General features: G+C 45.8%; 12 protein-coding genes and 1 pseudogene. 3 read left to right on the forward strand and 10 right to left on the reverse strand.

The features are described 5' to 3' along the window. Positions 1 to 229: 229 nt before the first annotated feature. The 5 genes from truA to fabB all read right to left on the reverse strand — a co-directional run bounded on the left by truA (position 230) and on the right by fabB (position 9,355). Entirely contained in the window at positions 230 to 1,024 is a 795-nt protein-coding gene (gene truA / locus R8269_RS21805) for a tRNA pseudouridine(38-40) synthase TruA (RefSeq protein ID WP_033907367.1), read from the reverse strand. Positions 1,025 to 1,166: 142 nt separating this feature from the next. Then, positions 1,167 to 5,462, reverse strand: a complete 4,296-nt coding sequence (locus R8269_RS21810) for a FimV/HubP family polar landmark protein (protein ID WP_258476871.1) — start codon at positions 5,460 to 5,462, stop codon at positions 1,167 to 1,169. Between the two features lie 197 nt (positions 5,463 to 5,659). Further along, complete coding sequence (locus R8269_RS21815) at positions 5,660 to 6,673, reverse strand: aspartate-semialdehyde dehydrogenase (RefSeq protein WP_005380562.1); 1,014 nt, start codon at positions 6,671 to 6,673, stop codon at positions 5,660 to 5,662. Continuing rightward, the gene (locus tag R8269_RS21820) at positions 6,670 to 7,803 is read right to left on the reverse strand and encodes a 4-phosphoerythronate dehydrogenase (RefSeq protein WP_132936864.1); all 1,134 of its coding nucleotides are present in this window, start codon (positions 7,801 to 7,803) and stop codon (positions 6,670 to 6,672) included. The genes R8269_RS21815 and R8269_RS21820 overlap by 4 nt, the downstream gene beginning before the upstream one ends. Positions 7,804 to 8,143: 340 nt before the next feature. Continuing rightward, positions 8,144 to 9,355, reverse strand: coding sequence for a beta-ketoacyl-ACP synthase I (fabB, locus tag R8269_RS21825; protein ID WP_005380557.1), 1,212 nt, complete (start codon positions 9,353 to 9,355; stop codon positions 8,144 to 8,146). A gap of 128 nt (positions 9,356 to 9,483) precedes the next feature. Here fabB and mnmC point away from each other — a divergent pair, with 128 nt between their 5' ends. Continuing rightward, entirely contained in the window at positions 9,484 to 11,502 is a 2,019-nt protein-coding gene (gene mnmC, locus R8269_RS21830; RefSeq protein WP_318222661.1) for a bifunctional tRNA (5-methylaminomethyl-2-thiouridine)(34)-methyltransferase MnmD/FAD-dependent 5-carboxymethylaminomethyl-2-thiouridine(34) oxidoreductase MnmC, read from the forward strand. Positions 11,503 to 11,585: 83 nt separating this feature from the next. On the opposite strand, the gene R8269_RS21835 is transcribed toward mnmC, so the two are convergent. The 3 genes from R8269_RS21835 to R8269_RS21845 form a co-directional block, all read right to left on the reverse strand. Beyond that, the gene (locus R8269_RS21835) at positions 11,586 to 12,110 is read right to left on the reverse strand and encodes an NADPH-dependent FMN reductase (RefSeq protein WP_005380552.1); all 525 of its coding nucleotides are present in this window, start codon (positions 12,108 to 12,110) and stop codon (positions 11,586 to 11,588) included. Between the two features lie 146 nt (positions 12,111 to 12,256). Then, positions 12,257 to 12,520 carry a YfcL family protein gene (locus tag R8269_RS21840; protein WP_017635933.1) on the reverse strand — a complete coding sequence of 88 codons (264 nt, stop codon included), beginning with the start codon at positions 12,518 to 12,520 and terminating at the stop codon, positions 12,257 to 12,259. 25 nt (positions 12,521 to 12,545) lie between these two features. Beyond that, a complete protein-coding gene (locus R8269_RS21845) occupies positions 12,546 to 13,076 on the reverse strand; it encodes an elongation factor P hydroxylase (RefSeq protein ID WP_005380546.1) in 531 nt (176 codons plus the stop codon). A gap of 332 nt (positions 13,077 to 13,408) precedes the next feature. On the opposite strand from R8269_RS21845, the gene R8269_RS21850 reads away from it, so the two are divergent. After that, positions 13,409 to 14,032 carry a trimeric intracellular cation channel family protein gene (locus R8269_RS21850; RefSeq protein ID WP_005380544.1) on the forward strand — a complete coding sequence of 208 codons (624 nt, stop codon included), beginning with the start codon at positions 13,409 to 13,411 and terminating at the stop codon, positions 14,030 to 14,032. Between the two features lie 223 nt (positions 14,033 to 14,255). Here R8269_RS21850 and aroC read toward each other — a convergent pair whose 3' ends face one another. Together aroC and prmB are read right to left on the reverse strand one after the other, a co-directional pair. Next, complete coding sequence (gene aroC / locus R8269_RS21855) at positions 14,256 to 15,341, reverse strand: chorismate synthase (RefSeq protein ID WP_206970957.1); 1,086 nt, start codon at positions 15,339 to 15,341, stop codon at positions 14,256 to 14,258. 180 nt (positions 15,342 to 15,521) lie between these two features. After that, complete coding sequence (prmB, locus tag R8269_RS21860; RefSeq protein WP_005380541.1) at positions 15,522 to 16,454, reverse strand: 50S ribosomal protein L3 N(5)-glutamine methyltransferase; 933 nt, start codon at positions 16,452 to 16,454, stop codon at positions 15,522 to 15,524. A 62-nt stretch (positions 16,455 to 16,516) separates the two neighbouring features. On the opposite strand from prmB, the pseudogene R8269_RS21865 reads away from it, so the two are divergent. Continuing rightward, positions 16,517 to 16,647: pseudogene (locus R8269_RS21865) on the forward strand (endonuclease SmrB); the annotation flags it as partial.

Below are 16,647 nucleotides of genomic sequence, written 5' to 3' on the forward strand. Positions count from 1 at the left end.
CTTTTCTCTAAAATCTTTTCAAGCCAACTCATGGAAGACCTTTTCTCTCAACTCTTCCGCTTCATTGCGAAAGATATAAATTCGACATAATACCGACGGATTAAACCATATCTTGCAGCTACTGTAGATAAAAAACTGGTTGTACCTATTTTTGATATCGTAAATAGCGTATGTTTTCCGTTCACATTCAATGTAAACACTACCGATATTTTGAAATAAGTTTGTAAAATTAGTTCAAATTATCTGGTAAAAACAGTGGACCGATCGGCACTTCAGGTAACCCAAACTCTTCTGGGTAGTCTACATCTACCAGGTACAGACCTTCCGCTTTCGCTGTCGCACCCGCTAGTTTGCGATCTTTGGCGTCTAATAACCACTTGATCCATTCAGGACTCTCTTCGCCACGTCCAACTTTTATCAAGCTACCCGTGATATTACGAACCATATGATGCACGAACGCATTGGCTTTAATATCAATAACCACATAGTTTCCATGGCGCGTAACGTTCAGATGCATCAAGTTTCGAAATGGACTGCGAGACTGACAATGCGCCGCGCGAAACGACGTAAAATCATTTTCGCCGAGTAGGAACTGCCCTGCTTCATGCATTTTTTTCTCGTCGAGCTCACCATGATAGTGACTAACCCCCGAGTTTAAGATGCCTGGACGTAAAGCATGATTGAAAATAATGTAACGATAACGGCGCGCTGTCGCTGAGAATCTTGCATGGAAATCATCTGAAACTTCTTGAGCCCAACGAACCGCTATATCGCTTGGCATGTTCGCGTTTGCGCCCATGGTCCAAGCTACCATTTTTCGAGTAACGTTGGTATCAAAGTGCACAACTTGTCCCGTGCCATGCACGCCTGCGTCTGTCCGACCAGCACACTGAACTTCAACTGGGTGATTAGCGACGACGGACAATGCTTTCTCTAGCTCTTCTTGGACACTTTTCACTTCTCTTTGGCGCTGCCAACCAAAGTAGTTTGTACCGTTGTACTCGATACCTAATGCGATTCTCATCTTAACCTTCGAACTCTAAAATGGGGCGGGAAGTATATACTCAAGTCACCTCAAGTTGCCAGTTTCACCAAGGGTGACATAAAGGTAGCATCATACTAACGGGACACAAAAAGGGTAGCAAACGCTACCCTTTTGTTTCGGTTTATCGGCCATTAATGGCGTCAATCAGGCTTTTTGCTTCGCGGCGAATATCATCCTCACCGTAAACAATCGCCTCTTCTAGTAGTTTAATCGCCCCTTGAGAATCGTTCATCTCGAGATAGATTTTAGCCAAATCCAGTTTCCCAGCCGCTTCAGCATTGCTATCTACGTCAATATCGCCGATCTCACCGATAACATCTGGAAACTCGTTCAATCCGACATCGAGCTTAAGGTCTTCTTCTTCGAACTCACCACCTTCTCTGTCGACCTGAGCCATCAATTCATCAATCGTCATAAATTGATTTTTCTTCGGGTCGAAGTCATCCAAGTCGCTTTGCTCTGCCCAGTTTTCTTGCGCGATCTCTGGCTGACTTAGTGCATCACTCGAATTCCAAACATCACGCTGGTCCTCAGGCACTTCTTCAGTAGAACTTACGTTATCAGCAGCGGGTTTAAAGCCATCCCAATCATCTCCAACATCAAGCATGGTTTCAAAATCCATACCTGCACTTGCGATGGTGTCACTGTCTAGTTTACCTTCAAATACTTCTGAGTTTGCGTCTTCCGCAAGAAGGTTAGCCATTGATGATTCATCATCCAAATTACTGAGCGGCTCACCCTCTGTCGCTGTTGGCTGCACTTCTGGGTCAGTATCAAAGCCGTTTTGCTGCGCAAATACTTCAAACAAAGCATCATGATCGTTATCGGCTTGAATAGCTGGTCTCGATGTCTCTGCTTCAACCTTAGGGCTCTCTGACGCACCCTCGTTCATTGACGCGAGAACATCTTCCTCATTGAACTCTGGAAGATCTTGGTCGTCAAAACTTAACTCTTCATCCTCACCGGAGATTGGTTCTATATCTGCAGTCTCAGAGCTCGGTAATTCTGGCTCTTCTTCCATCGACGCCAAGGCATCTTCTTCGCTGAACTCTGGCAAATCGAGCTCATCAAAATTGAACTCTTCTTCGGACTCAGTTGGCAAGTCGGCTTCAACTTGTTCTAGTTCAATGGACTCGGACGTTTCTAACTCCGGCTCATCCACCATAGACGCCAATGCGTCTTCTTCACTAAACTCAGGAAGATCCAGCTCATCAAAATTGAATTCATCTTCTGATTCAGCTGGCAAGTCGGCTTCAACCTGTTCTGGCTCAACGGACTCGGACGTTTCTAACTCCGGCTCATCCGCCATAGACGCCAATGCGTCTTCTTCACTAAACTCAGGAAGATCTAGCTCATCAAAATTGAATTCATCTTCTGATTCAGTTGGCAAGTCGGCTTCAACTTGTTCTGGTTCAACGGACTCGGACGTTTCTAACTCCGGCTCATCCGTCATAGACGCCAATGCGTCTTCTTCACTAAACTCAGGAAGATCCAGCTCATCAAAATTGAACTCTTCTTCGGACTCGGTTGGTAAGTCAGCTTCGACTTGCTCTGGTTTAACGGACTCGGACGTTTCTAACTCCGGCTCATCCGCCATAGACGCCAATGCGTCTTCTTCACTAAACTCAGGAAGATCCAGCTCGTCAAAATTGAATTCTTCTTCTGATTCAGTTGGTAAGCCTGCTTCAACTTGTTCTGACTCAACGGACTCGGACGTTTCTAACGCAGGTTCGCCAGCCATAGATGCTAGAGCATCTTCTTCGCTGAATTCTGGAAGATCTAGCTCGTCAAAATTGAATTCATCTTCTGAATCGTTGGTCGACTCAGTTTCCGGCTCCAATTCAGGTTCATCCAGTAGCCAATCTTCTTCTTGTGGAACACCGAATTCATTTTCTATTGTATTTGGTGTCGGCGTGAAGGCTGGAATGTCTTCCTCTTGCTCAACGTGAGGCTGTACCTCAGCATCGGACTCCACGGATGGTTCTTGTGTTGAATCAGTATCGGTAGCCTCTTGTTGTAGTGATGAAGCTTCCTCTATCTCCGTTTGTGTTTTTTCAACTTGCTGCGGTAAATCGTCTTCACTATCAAATAGAGCGTCAAGTTCAGCAGAAAAATCCGCTTTTTCTTGTTCTGTTGGCAGAAGTTCTTCACTGTCTGACTCAAATAGGTCGTCTAGCTCGCTCATTAAAGGATCATTCTCTGGTGAGAGGTCCTCTAAATCACCAAGAAATTCATCGCTGCTAAATGGCTCTGAGGCAGCCTCTGGCTCGGTTAATGGTTGATCTTCTACAGCTTGTTGCGTGTCTGGCTGGCTTTCACTTAATAAAGCGTCGATGTCCAACCCAGACTCAATGTCCTGATCTTCATGAGTTTGTTCTGACCCAACTACGGGAGATGGCTTTTCGTCGGCGTCTGGCTCACCAAAACCAAGTGATTTCAGTAACTCTTCCTCTTCCGATTTATTCTGCTCTGGGCTCTCGTCCTCTCGAATCAGATCATCAAACGGATCTAAATCAGCTTCAGTCTCTTCATCAAGTTCAGAGGTAACATCATCAATGAGTTCGTCCAGTAAGTCTGTGCTATCTGCGTCTAACTCTTCGATCGAGTCATCACCTTCAAAACCAGAGATTGCTTCTAGCTCGTTTAGTGGATCAAACTCGTCTGTGTCATCTTCATCAAAATCAATGAGTTCATCGAGTAGCTCTGTACTGTTTTCATCTAGAACAGGACCTTCATTGGCGTCAGCTTCTCGAACTTCCGATTCACTAGCCGGTTGTTCATACTGGGCCAATAGCTTATCGATATCGTCGTCAGATGCCTCTCCTACACTAAAGTCATCATCCGAAACGGGCTGTTTTAACTCAGGCTCATCAGTATCTAAATCGAAGTCATCGTTGCCAAGTTCAGCAAACAAGTCATCAAGCATATCCTGGTCGACAGTGTCACTTGGTAACTCTTCTGACGGCTCATCGGCTGCAAGTAACTCGGCAAATGCGTCGTCTGAAAGCGAGTCTGATTTCTCATTCGCATCATCCGAAAGATCGAAGCCAGACTCATCGTCATCGAGCACTTCTAGTTCTGGAGCAACCTCATCTAAGGCTCGCTCCATTTCTTCTAAACCAAGCGCCTTTTCTTCGCCGTTGACTTGGATACCATTGTTCGATGACTCAAACTCATCCAGACCAACATCTAGGTCACCGTCATCGCCAATATCTGCAAATGGGTCATCGTCCCCTTCCAGATTGAAATCAAGTTCTTCATCGTCGAGATTAGCAAAGACGTCTTCTTCTAAATCTGACTTCTCTTCTTGTAAAGACTGTGCGTTGATATCTTCATCTGCAAACAATTCATCATCAAGCGTGAGCTCTTCATCCAGCTCATCCGCCGCCGCTAAACCGATTGGCGCCGCAAGAGGATCAACGTTTTGCTGTTCCTGCGCAGCCGCTTCTTCCTCTTTCGCTTTAGAGCGTCGGCCAAGAAGCATAACAACTAGCAACGCAATCAAAGCACCAGGAATTAATGCCGCAAGACCAACGAGCCAACCATTAGACAAAATTTTGTCCATGGTGCTTGGTTGCATGCGCTGTTGTTCAGCAAGGCGTTGGCGCTCTTCAGCAAGCAGCTTCTCGACTTCTGAGCGAATGCGTTCTTCGTCATTCAACTCGCTTTTCAAAGTTTCGACTTCGCTTTGCACTTCTGACAGCATCAATCGAAGACGATGGTTCTTCTCTTCTAATGACTCTAATTCACTTTGTGAGCCTTGAAGTTTGTCCTTTAGCGCACTGACCTGCTTTTCACCCTGCGGAGAGGTGGTTACTGGTGGCGCAGGGATGACCGGTATTGTTTTCGGAGTTGGTTTTGGCTCCGTTGCTGCCACTGTCTCTGGCTTAGTCGCAGACTTGGGTTCTACTTTAATTTGTGGCTTTGGTTGCTCGGTGACTCGTTGTGCTGGCGTCGCTCTATTTGTCGGCTTCGGCTGTTTTAACTTAGCTTCATGCGCCTTCATAATCGCAACAGCTTGCGCTGTGGTCGCGCTTTGCACTTGCTCTAAAGAAGGTACTCGTAGCCGACTCCCTGGGATCAATTCATGAATGTTTTGGTTCTCAAACGCTTGAGGGTTAATTCGGTAAATGGCAAGAAGCGTTTGTTGAACGGTAACACCGCGTGAAGGTCGTAATTCTGAAGCGATCGACCATAGTGTTTGATTTTCACCAGTCGGACCAAAGAAACGTGACGGTTGAGTATTCGCAGGAGGAGCAGGTAATGCTCGCTCAATATCTTCAGCATAGCTCGGAGATGATTGCACTTCACCAGACGGTCCAACAAGACGAATTCCTTCGGCTTGAACCACTGATGATGTCTGAGTCGCGCTCATCAACACAAGGGCTGCTAACAAACGCTTATAATTTTGACGCATAGAAGGCTCAGTTTTGTGCTAGATACAATTTGAAATGGTGATCGGTTAAATATATCGGATATCGCATGCAAAACTATAGCGTTGAGAATAAAAAATGTGTGGCTCTCGCCATATTCGTACTAATCTCACACTATTTTGTTTCGTTCGTACAAAAAAGCCTCGCACTGTGCGAGGCTTTGAAATGAACTGTAAGCGACTTAGTAGTAATCGCGGATCAGAACTTCTGCGATTTGCACCGCGTTAGTTGCCGCGCCTTTACGCACGTTATCAGCAACAACCCACAGGTTTACGCCGCTATGATGGCTGATATCGTTACGGATACGACCAACCATTACATGGTCCTTACCGCCCGCATCGCGAACTTGTGTAGGGAAGTCTTCACCGTGGAACACTTCGATACCGTCAGTTTGCTCAAGCAAGTTAACGACTTCTTGTGCATCGATAGGTGAACGAGTCTCAATGTGAAGTGCTTCTGCGTGACCGTAGAATACAGGAACACGTACACACGTTGGATTGACTGTGATTGATGGATCGTTAAAGATCTTCTGTGTTTCCCACACCATTTTCATTTCTTCTTTGGTGTAGCCGTTTTCCATCATTTGATCGATTTGTGGAATACAGTTAAACGCGATCTGTTGAGAGAATTGCTTCTTGTCTGCAGGCAGACCGTTTAGCAGCTTCGCCGTTTGACCTGCTAGCTCATCGATACCCGCTTTGCCTGCACCAGATACCGATTGGTAAGTTGATACGTTAATACGCTCAATGCCCACCGCATCGTGAATTGGTTTTAGTGCAACCAACATTTGGATGGTTGAACAGTTCGGGTTCGCAATGATGTTACGGTTACGAAACTCTGCAATCGCTTCTGGGTTTACTTCTGGCACAACAAGAGGAATGTCGTACTCGTAACGGAAGTGTGATGTATTGTCGATAACAATCACGCCTTCATCAGCGGCAATTGGAGCCCACTTGGCTGATAGCTCACCACCAGCAGAAAACAGTGCGATATGCGCTTGAGACCAATCGAACTCTTCTACGTTTTGAACGCGTACCGTTTTACCATTGAAGCGATAAGTCTTGCCTTCGCTGCGCTCACTCGCGAGTAGGAAGATTTCGCCTACTGGGAATTTGCGCTCTTGAAGCACATCCAAAATTGTTTCACCGACCGCACCGGTCGCACCTAAAATGGCAACATTATATTGCTGGCTCATTGACTTACCTCAATCTGAAAACCTAGTTCTGCTAATGGAGCAAGGTTACATGTTTTGTTACCCACTAGCGTGACAGCGCTGTATTCACGGCGATCCCAGTAGTTTTTACGCATCAGGTCAAAAGAGCCTGGCTTACTGATTTCGCGGCGGAAAAGAGCGTCATCTCTACGCACATCATAGATTAACTGCGTGATGTTATGCAGTGTTGCTTCGTCCCAAGCTCTGTCCAATACCATAGTAGGAACAGGCGCGGTTGGCAGTAAATCGCTGGCATGCGCACGTAATTCGTTATTTAAGAACTCACAGTAGCTGTTGAAAATCATCGTTGTACCGCGAGCTTTCCCTTCCAAGCCGTAGCCTGCAACGTGAGGGGTTGCGAATGCTAGCAGAGGCAGAAGCTCCATATCAACCTCTGGTTCAAATTCAAATACGTCGAGTGCCGCTGTAAAGCCATCATTTTTCAAAAGACGTTGCTTCAAAGCAGCGTTGTCAACGATGGGACCTCGAGCCGCGTTAATCAAAATTTGATCGCTGCGGAGACCATTTAATACCTTCTCATCAATCAAATGATGCGTTGGGTATGGGCCATCTTTGGTGATTGGCGTATGTAGTGTAATGATGTCTGAGCTTTCAATCAGTTCTGTCAACGGAGTAAAGCTACGAGGATCACCAGCCTCTTGTTTGAATGGGTCATTGATGAGAACTTTAATACCCATGCCTTTCAAACATTTCTCTAGGTAGCTACCTACTTGGCCTGCACCAATAATACCTACCGTCTTGTCAAATACCGAGAAACCTTGTTGCTGAGCGAGCACCATCATCACGCTGAACGCGTATTCCGCCACACCCACTTTGTTACACCCTGGCGCCGCAGTGAAGAAAATGCCTTTCTCTTTTAAGAGTGCTTGGTCAACATGATCCATGCCTGCCGTGGCCGTACCAACAAACTTCAGCTTGTTTGCTTTGCTGATCAGGTCAGCATTCACTTTGGTGACTGAGCGAATCATTAGGGCATCAACATCCACTAAATCATCGGCGGTCAGTGTACGACCTGGTTTTAGAATTACGTTACCGAGTTGGCTGAATAGTTCTTCAGCATACGGCATATTTTCATCAACAATAATTTTCATAGCGCCAGCGTTCTAACATCCATTTGTAAGAGTTCGTTTATTCGCAAGATGCGAAACTAAAGCGATTGTGCCCTTTTCCCGAAAAATCTCAAGATATAACACCAATAAACCTCAAGGAGGTAACTCCTATAGAATCGATTGACGGGAAGCCTAGAGAAAAGCAGAAACAGAGAAAAGAAAAAGCCCGGCTAAATAGCCGGGCAAAGTTCCAGAACAAAAGGATCCTATCCCGCTCTCCATGGGATAGAGTCTGCGTCTGTTCGATCAGTGTGACTGATCAAGCTCTGGAAACTGGATTGTTGGCGTTTACAGTACTCTCGCAAGGCGCCAACAAATTCAGTTAACCTTGGTACTTTTTAATAACCAAAGTTGCGTTTGTGCCGCCAAAGCCAAAGCTGTTTGACATTACGGTCGTTAGCTCTGCATCACGTGCTTCTGTCACGATGTCCAGACCTTGTGCTGCTTCGTCCAAGTTTGAAATATTGATGCTTGGAGCAATGAAGTTTTTGTCTAGCATAAGTGTTGAGTAAATTGCTTCGTGCACGCCCGCTGCGCCGAGTGCGTGGCCAGTCATTGCTTTTGTTGCAGAGATTGCAGGGCTGTTCTCACCAAACAATTGTTGGATAGCACCAAGCTCTTTCACGTCACCAACTGGTGTCGATGTGCCGTGCGTGTTGATGTAATCCACACCATCAACGTCTTGCATCGCCATCTTCATACAACGAATTGCGCCTTCACCTGATGGCGCTACCATGTCGTAGCCATCTGATGTCGCACCGTAACCTACGATTTCACCGTAGATTTTCGCACCACGTGCCAGTGCGTGCTCTAGTTCTTCAATAACCAGCATGCCGCCGCCGCCCGAGATAACAAAACCGTCACGGTCTGCATCGTATGTACGAGATGCTTTGTCTGGCGTGTCATTGTATTTGGTTGACAGTGCGCCCATCGCATCAAACATCATAGTTTGAGACCAATCTAGCTCTTCGCCGCCACCAGCAAAAACAATATCTTGTTTGCCTAGTTGAATAAGCTCCATAGCATGGCCGATACAGTGTGCAGATGTTGCACATGCAGAGCTCATTGAGTAGTTCACGCCACGAATCTTAAATGGCGTAGCAAGACAAGCAGAAACAGTAGAAGACATAGTACGAGGAACCATGTAAGGACCAACTCGCTTTACGCCTTTGGCGCGCATCGTGTCTGTCGCTACCGTTTGATTGTATGCAGAAGCACCGCCAGAACCTGCAACGATACCGGTACGATCGTTTGAAACCTGCTCTTCTGTAAGACCAGCGTCTGCGATTGCCTGCTCCATTGATAGGTATGCATAAGCAGCCGCATCACCCATAAAGCGCATCTGCTTACGGTCGATGTGTTCCGCCGGGTTGATTTTTAGGTCACCCCATACTTGCGAACGAAGACCGTGTTCTTTGAACTGCTCAGATGCAGTGATGCCAGATTTGCCCGCTTTAAGAGACGCTAGAACTTCTTCGACGTTGTTACCGATACTTGAAACAATACCCATACCGGTGATTACGACTCGTTTCATTATGACATTCCTATAATTCAAAAATCCGCTAGATGATAACTAAGATAGTCAACAAAAGTGGTCAGCTTTCCCATAAATTCGTACAATCGCCCCATTCTTACCGCGCCAAATCACAAATTTGCACCATTATGACTTCAATAAAAAACGCAGAACTTGGTTGGAACGAAGCTGGTACTCCGGTTTCAGACCAATTTGATGATGTTTACTTCTCTAACGTAAACGGTCTTGAAGAGACACGCTACGTTTTCTTAAAACAAAATCATCTCCCAGAAAGATGGCAGGAATTTGACCAAAGACGTTTTGTCATTGGTGAAACCGGATTTGGCACGGGATTAAACTTCTTAGCAGTATGCCAGTGGTTTAGTGAGTTTCGTCGTCAGCATCCGGACGCAACATTGAAAGAGCTGCATTTTATTAGCTTTGAAAAATACCCATTAAGCAAAGCCGATTTAAAGAAGGCGCATGAAGCTTGGCCTGAGCTAGCTGAATACGCGGAAAAGTTACAAAAGCACTACCCTGCCGCTGTGCCGGAGTGTCATCGCATTGTTTTAGAAGACGGCGCAATCACACTCGACCTTTGGTTTGGTGACATTAAAGACTGCATGCCGCAAGTCCCATACAACGAACAAGGTTTGATTGATGCTTGGTTCTTAGATGGATTCGCGCCAAGCAAAAACCCAGAGATGTGGAACCAAGGCCTGTTCAACAACATGGCAAAGCTAGCCAAGCAAGATTGTACAGTTGCCACGTTTACCGCAGCAGGCTTTGTACGTCGTGGTTTGAACGAAGCTGGCTTTACAATGAAAAAGGTGAAAGGTTTCGGCACTAAGCGAGAAATGATCGCCGGCTCTATGGAGCAAGGTGAAAAGCAGTCGAACCATCTCCCTTGGTTCAATCGCACAGCATCTAGCAATCTTGATTCGATTGCCATCATTGGTGGTGGTATAGCCAGCGCGGCGTTAGCGAAAACGTTAGTTCGTCGTGGCCAAAACGTCACCCTTTACTGTAAAGACAAACAACCAGCCAAAGGAGCGTCGGGTAATCGTCAAGGGGCCGTGTATCCATTGTTGAACGGTCCCCATACTGGCGTTTCGCGTGTGTTTGCTCCTGCATTTTTGTTCGCACGTCAGTTTGTTGAACAAGCAGCACAAGAGATCGATTTTGATCATGACTGGTGTGGCGTAACTCAGTTGATGTGGGATGACAAATCCACAGACAAACTGGAGAAAATGCTTGCGGGTAACTTCACTCCAGAGCTCATTCAAAAGCTGTCCGCCGAGGAAACTGCGAACACTATCGGGTTACCTATTGATATGGCGTCTGTGCACTACCCAATGGGAGGGTGGCTGTGCCCTGCCGAGTTAACTCGCGGGTTAATTAAACAATTGGAGAAGACGTCGTTACTCTCAACGAAGTTTGAACATCTTGTTGAGGCATTAGATTGGGATGAAAAGCGTCAGCTCTGGCTACTAACGGCGAGTGGTCAAACATTTGAGCACTCAACGGTTGTAATTGCGAACGGCCATGAGTTCCAGACATTGAGTCAAGCCGCTTCCCTACCAATGGGACAAGTGAAAGGACAAGTCAGTCATGCGCCAGCAACCGAAACGCTGAGTCAGCTGAAAACGGTGTTGTGTTACGACGGTTACATGACACCTGTTAACCCAAGTAATCAACACTTGTGTATCGGTGCAAGCTACGACCGCAGTCACCTTGACTACGAATTTGATGAAAACGCCCAAAAAGATAATGCGGAAAAGCTAGTGAAATGTGTACCGAATCAAACATGGGCAAAAGAGGTAGATATCACTGATAATCAATCTCGCCAAGGTATTCGTTGTGTTAGCCGAGATCACTTACCATTTGTCGGGAATGTGGGTGACTTTGAGACGATCAAAACGCAATACGCCAACTTACAAAATCAAAAAGCAGAAGAGGTAGAAACCATTCATCAGTACCCTAACCTATTCTGCTTCTTAGGTTTAGGATCTCGTGGACTGAGCTCTGCACCATTATTAGCTGAAGTATTGGCCTCCCAGATCTGTGGGGACCCGCTGCCATTACCGGTTGATGTATTGACCGAACTTCACCCAAGTCGAATGTGGGTTCGTAAACTAAGAAAAGGCAAAGCCATTACCGAGCTGTAAGAGTATTCTCTCGTTTTAATTCCCGACACAGATACGTGATACGTGTCGGGAATCGCTAACTCACTAAGTTGCTCGTACTGAGATTACTTCAGCAGTGCAACTGCCTGTTTCACTTGCTCTGCCACTTCTGGGTTTACAACCTTACCCGATTCCACGTCAAAATTTTCGTAGAAGCTCGGCACAGATAACGATGCCTTTACATCCGCGCCAAAAAATTGAGCAGAACCTGTCGCCGCCGCAAGAACACTTTGTGCACCACCGGGACCTGGGGAAGTTGCTAAATAAACGACAGGTTTGTTTTGAAATACATTACGCTCAATGCGCGTCGCCCAATCGAACAAGTTTTTATAGGCCGCTGGGTACGAACCGTTATGCTCTGCGAAGGAAACAACGAGAGCGTCAGCCTCCGCCAAGTCACGTAAAAACGCGACAGCCCCTTCAGCTTGACCTATTTCTTTCTCTTTGTCCTCGCTAAACATTGGCGCTTGATAATCGTTTAAGTCTAGAACATTCACTTGAGCGCCTTCGACTTGATTTGCTGCGTATGTAGCAAGTAGTTTGTTGATTGAGGTAGAGCTGGTAGATGCACCAAATGCGACAATTTTCATGGTTGTAATCCTTTGTTCACGTTTTATGCTGATCAGAATAAAAGTTGAACAGTTTCGCTACAACCACAAAAATTTTATGGAGAGGTTCGAATTTTTCGAAGTAGTAAATGACTAGGATTAAATGAAGGGAGAACGCTGCTTAGGGATTAAGCCTGAGCCTGGAGCTCTTGCCACAAATCACTGACAATTACGCGATCGGCCGGGCTTAACTCGGTACGCGCATTTTCTAAGCTGCTCTCAATGCGTGACTTCAGCTCAGTAATATCGCTAATCCCTTCTTCTTCACAAGACGCCGCGGATAAAGAGATGTGACCACGTAAATAACCACCAGCAAACAATTCATCGTCAGATGCTGTTTCAATTCGAGCATCAATCAGTTCCAGTAGTTTTTCTTCAAATTCAATAATCATGGTGTATCTCTGAGGTTATTAGTGGTTATTTAACGCAAAAGTCCGACGCTTCCAGTGGCTTAGTTTGATAAAATGCGCGCAGGGCATCAGAAAGCATTTTCACTCGCAAAGGCAAGCCAACGTCCAAAATACCTAGCACTTCTTTATGCACTTTTTTCATAAAGCCGAGCCTATCTGGTTCAAAATCGCCGTGTAGATTGTCACAACTCACCGTAAAAGGGAAGCCAGCGCTTTGTGCCAGAATCCATTCATAAGCTTGAGGTCGCACTTCAACTTTCTCAAACTCCGCTTGAACTTCTGCTGTTCGCCCATCGGGTTCATACCAATAACCAAAATCTTCCAGCAAACGACGCTCTGGACCAGCCACACACCAATGCGAAATCTCGTGTAAAGCAGAGGCGTAAAAACCCCGAGCAAAAATAATCCGATGATGAGGGTGTTCATCATCAGCAGGAAGATAAATAGGCTCATCACCACCTAACTCTAATTTCGTATTAAATTGTTCTAAAAAGGTGTCATTAAAAATGGTGATTAAGTCTTGGTATTCGTGGGTCATCGTCGAGTTTGTACTTCAGTTTGACATGCGCTGCATATTGTCGCTGTTTTTAGCTATGAGGTAAAGGCAACCCCACATTTTTGGTTATTAGTTGAATTTATCTGAAGGTCGCTTTCTCCATACAATTTCTCATTCGTCAGCGTACTTATTTACCACTACACTCTCGCCTTATTTTGATGCCGTTCAAACCGCTATTTTTAAGCCGTTTGATTACAAGCATGTTGCTGGTTTTAATCACTTTTTAAGAGAGATAGAACCGTTTGTAAGTGTTGTTACTTCGCCTACGCTGATTCTCGTAGAACGTAGTGACTTTTTACGTTGAGTGTTTCCCTATGTTGCTAAGTGTGTTGTATATCATTGGTATCACGGCTGAAGCCATGACAGGTGCGTTAAGTGCTGGTAGAAGAAAGATGGACTGGTTTGGTGTTATGTTGGTGGCCAGCGCAACGGCCATTGGTGGTGGCACCGTACGTGACATTCTATTAGGCCACTACCCTCTTGGTTGGGTAAAAAACCCAGAGTTCCTTGCAATTACGTGTGTTGCAGGTGTGCTAACAACAGGTTTAGCGAAATGGGTGATTAAGCTGAAAGGTCTGTTCATTCGCCTCGATGCATTAGGTTTAATCGTGTTTAGTATCATCGGAACAAAAATTGCGATGGGCATGGGCTTGCACCCTGGTATTTGTATGGTTTCAGCGTTAGTAACGGGTGTATTCGGTGGGCTACTTCGTGACTTAATCTGTCGCCAAACACCATTGGTACTGCATGAAGAGCTTTACGCTTCTGTCGCTCTTATCGCATCAGGAATGTACTTAGCGCTATTAGAATTCAATGTTCCCGATGTCACTGCCACGATCATTACACTGGTTACTGGTTACATGCTGCGTATGGCTGCAGTGCGCTTTAAGTGGCGTCTGCCTTCTTTCCATTTGGAAACCGAAGGCTCGATTCATTAAGCAAAAACTACTTAAACAAAAAAGTTTGCCTGATAAAATTGTGCCACCCGCGATTCAGTGAGTGGCATAATTTTATATTCAGTCATCCTGAACAGCGACGAAGGAGCATGATTCAGGATCTATTATCCGAGCACTCTGTTGTCAGAGATGTTTCTTTCTCTTTTCATCGTGCTGAAATTAGATTCCTAGTCTCGCTATAGCTCGCTGGAATGACACAAAGCTCTTAAATCTTTGGAGTCTCGGTTTGTACGCCATGGTTTTGACCACGGTGGCGTAGTAAATGATCCATCACCACAATTGCCAGCATCGCTTCTGCGATAGGCACAGCACGAATACCCACACATGGGTCATGACGACCTTTGGTGATCAACTGAGTTGGTTCACCTTCTTTTGTGATGGTCTCACCCGGCACAGTGATACTTGATGTTGGCTTAAGCGCAATGTTAGCGACAATGTCTTGACCAGTCGAGATACCGCCAAGAATGCCACCCGCATGATTACTACCAAAACCTTCAGGAGCAAGCGTATCACGGTGTTGACTGCCTTTTTGGTTTACCACCTCGAAACCGTCTCCGATTTCCACGCCTTTCACCGCGTTTATGCTCATTAGTGCGTGCGCGATGTCTGCATCCAAACGGTCAAATACGGGTTCCCCAAGACCAACAGGCACGTTAGTTGCCACAACCTGGATTTTTGCGCCAATAGAGTCGCCTTCTTTTTTCAGGTCACGGATAAGTTGGTCAAATGCTTCTACTTTGTCAGCATCAGGGCAGAAGAATGCATTGTTCTCGATTTCGTTCCAATCTACCTTGTCGATAGATACATCACCCATTTGTGACAAGTAAGCACGAATCTCAACACCAAACTCATCTTTTAAGTATTTCTTCGCGATTGCACCAGCAGCCACACGCATTGCGGTTTCACGAGCTGAAGAACGGCCGCCACCGCGATAGTCGCGGACGCCATATTTTTGGTGGTAAGTGTAATCAGCATGACCCGGTCTGAACTTATCTTTGATGTCAGAGTAGTCTTTTGAGCGCTGATCGGTGTTTTCAATTAGCAAACCGATCGATGTGCCCGTGGTTTTGCCTTCAAAAACGCCAGAAAGAATTTTAACTTCATCCGGTTCACGACGTTGTGTGGTGTAACGTGATGTGCCTGGACGACGGCGGTCGAGATCGATTTGTAGATCTGCTTCTGTAATTTCCAACCCCGGAGGACATCCGTCTACGATACATCCCAGTGCGATACCGTGACTTTCCCCGAATGTCGTCACTCGGAAATGTTGTCCGATACTGTTTCCTGCCATTACTTCCTCAAGTTTTTTATCGCCACGCTCTCTCAAAACAGAGCATAGCTGCTTTCCAATTCTTCGTGGATTCATAGTGGCTTTATTACGTTTTGATGTAAAGAGTTAATATCGGCGAGGTATGCATAAAAAAACACCGAGCATAAAGCTCGGTGTTTTGATGTTTAGTGCAAGACTCTATTAGTCTTTGTACAGTTTAAACTCTTCTGCACACTCAACCAGCTGGTCACGCGTTAGCATAAATACGCCATGACCGCCGTTCTCGAACTCAATCCAAGTAAATGGAATCTCTGGGTACTGTTCCATCATATGAATCATTGAGTTTCCGACTTCACAAATAAGAATGCCGTTATCTGTTAGATAATCTGGCGCGTTAGCAAGAATACGACGCACTAGTTTTAGACCATCCGTACCCGCAGCTAGCCCAAGCTCAGGCTCATGCGTGAACTCATCTGGCAGGCTGTTCATGTCTTCTTCATCCACATATGGTGGGTTGGACACGATTAGATTGTATTTCTCTTTTGGAAGATCACGGAACAAATCAGAGCGAATTGGGAACACTTGCTGCTCCATGCCGTGATCTTGTACGTTTTGCTCAGCCACTTGTAGAGCATCTGTAGAGATGTCGATCGCATCCACTTCTGCTTCAGGGAAAGCGTGCGCACAAGCAATCGCGATACAACCAGAACCCGTACATAGGTCCATGATGCGCGTAGGCTCTTCCACCAACCAAGGTTGGAATTCCGCTTGAATCAATTCGCCGATAGGAGAACGTGGCACAAGTACACGCTCATCAACGAAGAACTCAAGACCGCAGAACCATGCTTTGTTTGTTAGGTATGCTGTTGGCGTACGCTCGTTGATGCGTTTTACTACGCGCTCAACAATACGCAGACGCTCGCTTGTCGTTAGGCGAGAGTTCAATACGTGCGGAGGCACATCAATCGGCAAGTATAAGGTTGGCAGGATAAGCTGAACAGCTTCATCCCACGCATTATCAGTACCATGACCGTAAAACAGGTTCGCTGCATTAAAGCGGCTTACCGTCCAACGAATCATATCTTGAAGGGTATGCAGTTCCGATACCGCTTCTTCTACAAAAATCTTATCCAAAATTGCCTCCGAAAAGCGCTACAATACTGCCAATAAAGTTTATTAATGAAATTGTTTACCTAATGAGCAAAAAAGACACCGAGAACGATGACGATTTCGCCTTGTTTCAGGAAGCAGTACAGGGCGTAAAAAAGTTGCGACAGGATACCATAATCCAGCAACCAAAAAAAAATACTAAGCAAAAAGAAATCAA

The sequence above is a fragment of the Vibrio sp. Vb0667 genome, from assembly GCF_033391095.1.

What these genes read in the sequence shown, in the direction of transcription:
- truA (WP_033907367.1), bottom strand. Translation starts at nt 1,024, where the DNA reads ATGAGAATCGCATTAGGTATCGAGTACAACGGTACAAACTACTTTGGT.
- R8269_RS21810 (WP_258476871.1), bottom strand. Translation starts at nt 5,462, where the DNA reads ATGCGTCAAAATTATAAGCGTTTGTTAGCAGCCCTTGTGTTGATGAGC.
- R8269_RS21815 (WP_005380562.1), bottom strand. Translation starts at nt 6,673, where the DNA reads ATGAGCCAGCAATATAATGTTGCCATTTTAGGTGCGACCGGTGCGGTC.
- R8269_RS21820 (WP_132936864.1), bottom strand. Translation starts at nt 7,803, where the DNA reads ATGAAAATTATTGTTGATGAAAATATGCCGTATGCTGAAGAACTATTC.
- fabB (WP_005380557.1), bottom strand. Translation starts at nt 9,355, where the DNA reads ATGAAACGAGTCGTAATCACCGGTATGGGTATTGTTTCAAGTATCGGT.
- mnmC (WP_318222661.1), top strand. Translation starts at nt 9,484, where the DNA reads ATGACTTCAATAAAAAACGCAGAACTTGGTTGGAACGAAGCTGGTACT.
- R8269_RS21835 (WP_005380552.1), bottom strand. Translation starts at nt 12,110, where the DNA reads ATGAAAATTGTCGCATTTGGTGCATCTACCAGCTCTACCTCAATCAAC.
- R8269_RS21840 (WP_017635933.1), bottom strand. Translation starts at nt 12,520, where the DNA reads ATGATTATTGAATTTGAAGAAAAACTACTGGAACTGATTGATGCTCGA.
- R8269_RS21845 (WP_005380546.1), bottom strand. Translation starts at nt 13,076, where the DNA reads ATGACCCACGAATACCAAGACTTAATCACCATTTTTAATGACACCTTT.
- R8269_RS21850 (WP_005380544.1), top strand. Translation starts at nt 13,409, where the DNA reads ATGTTGCTAAGTGTGTTGTATATCATTGGTATCACGGCTGAAGCCATG.
- aroC (WP_206970957.1), bottom strand. Translation starts at nt 15,341, where the DNA reads ATGGCAGGAAACAGTATCGGACAACATTTCCGAGTGACGACATTCGGG.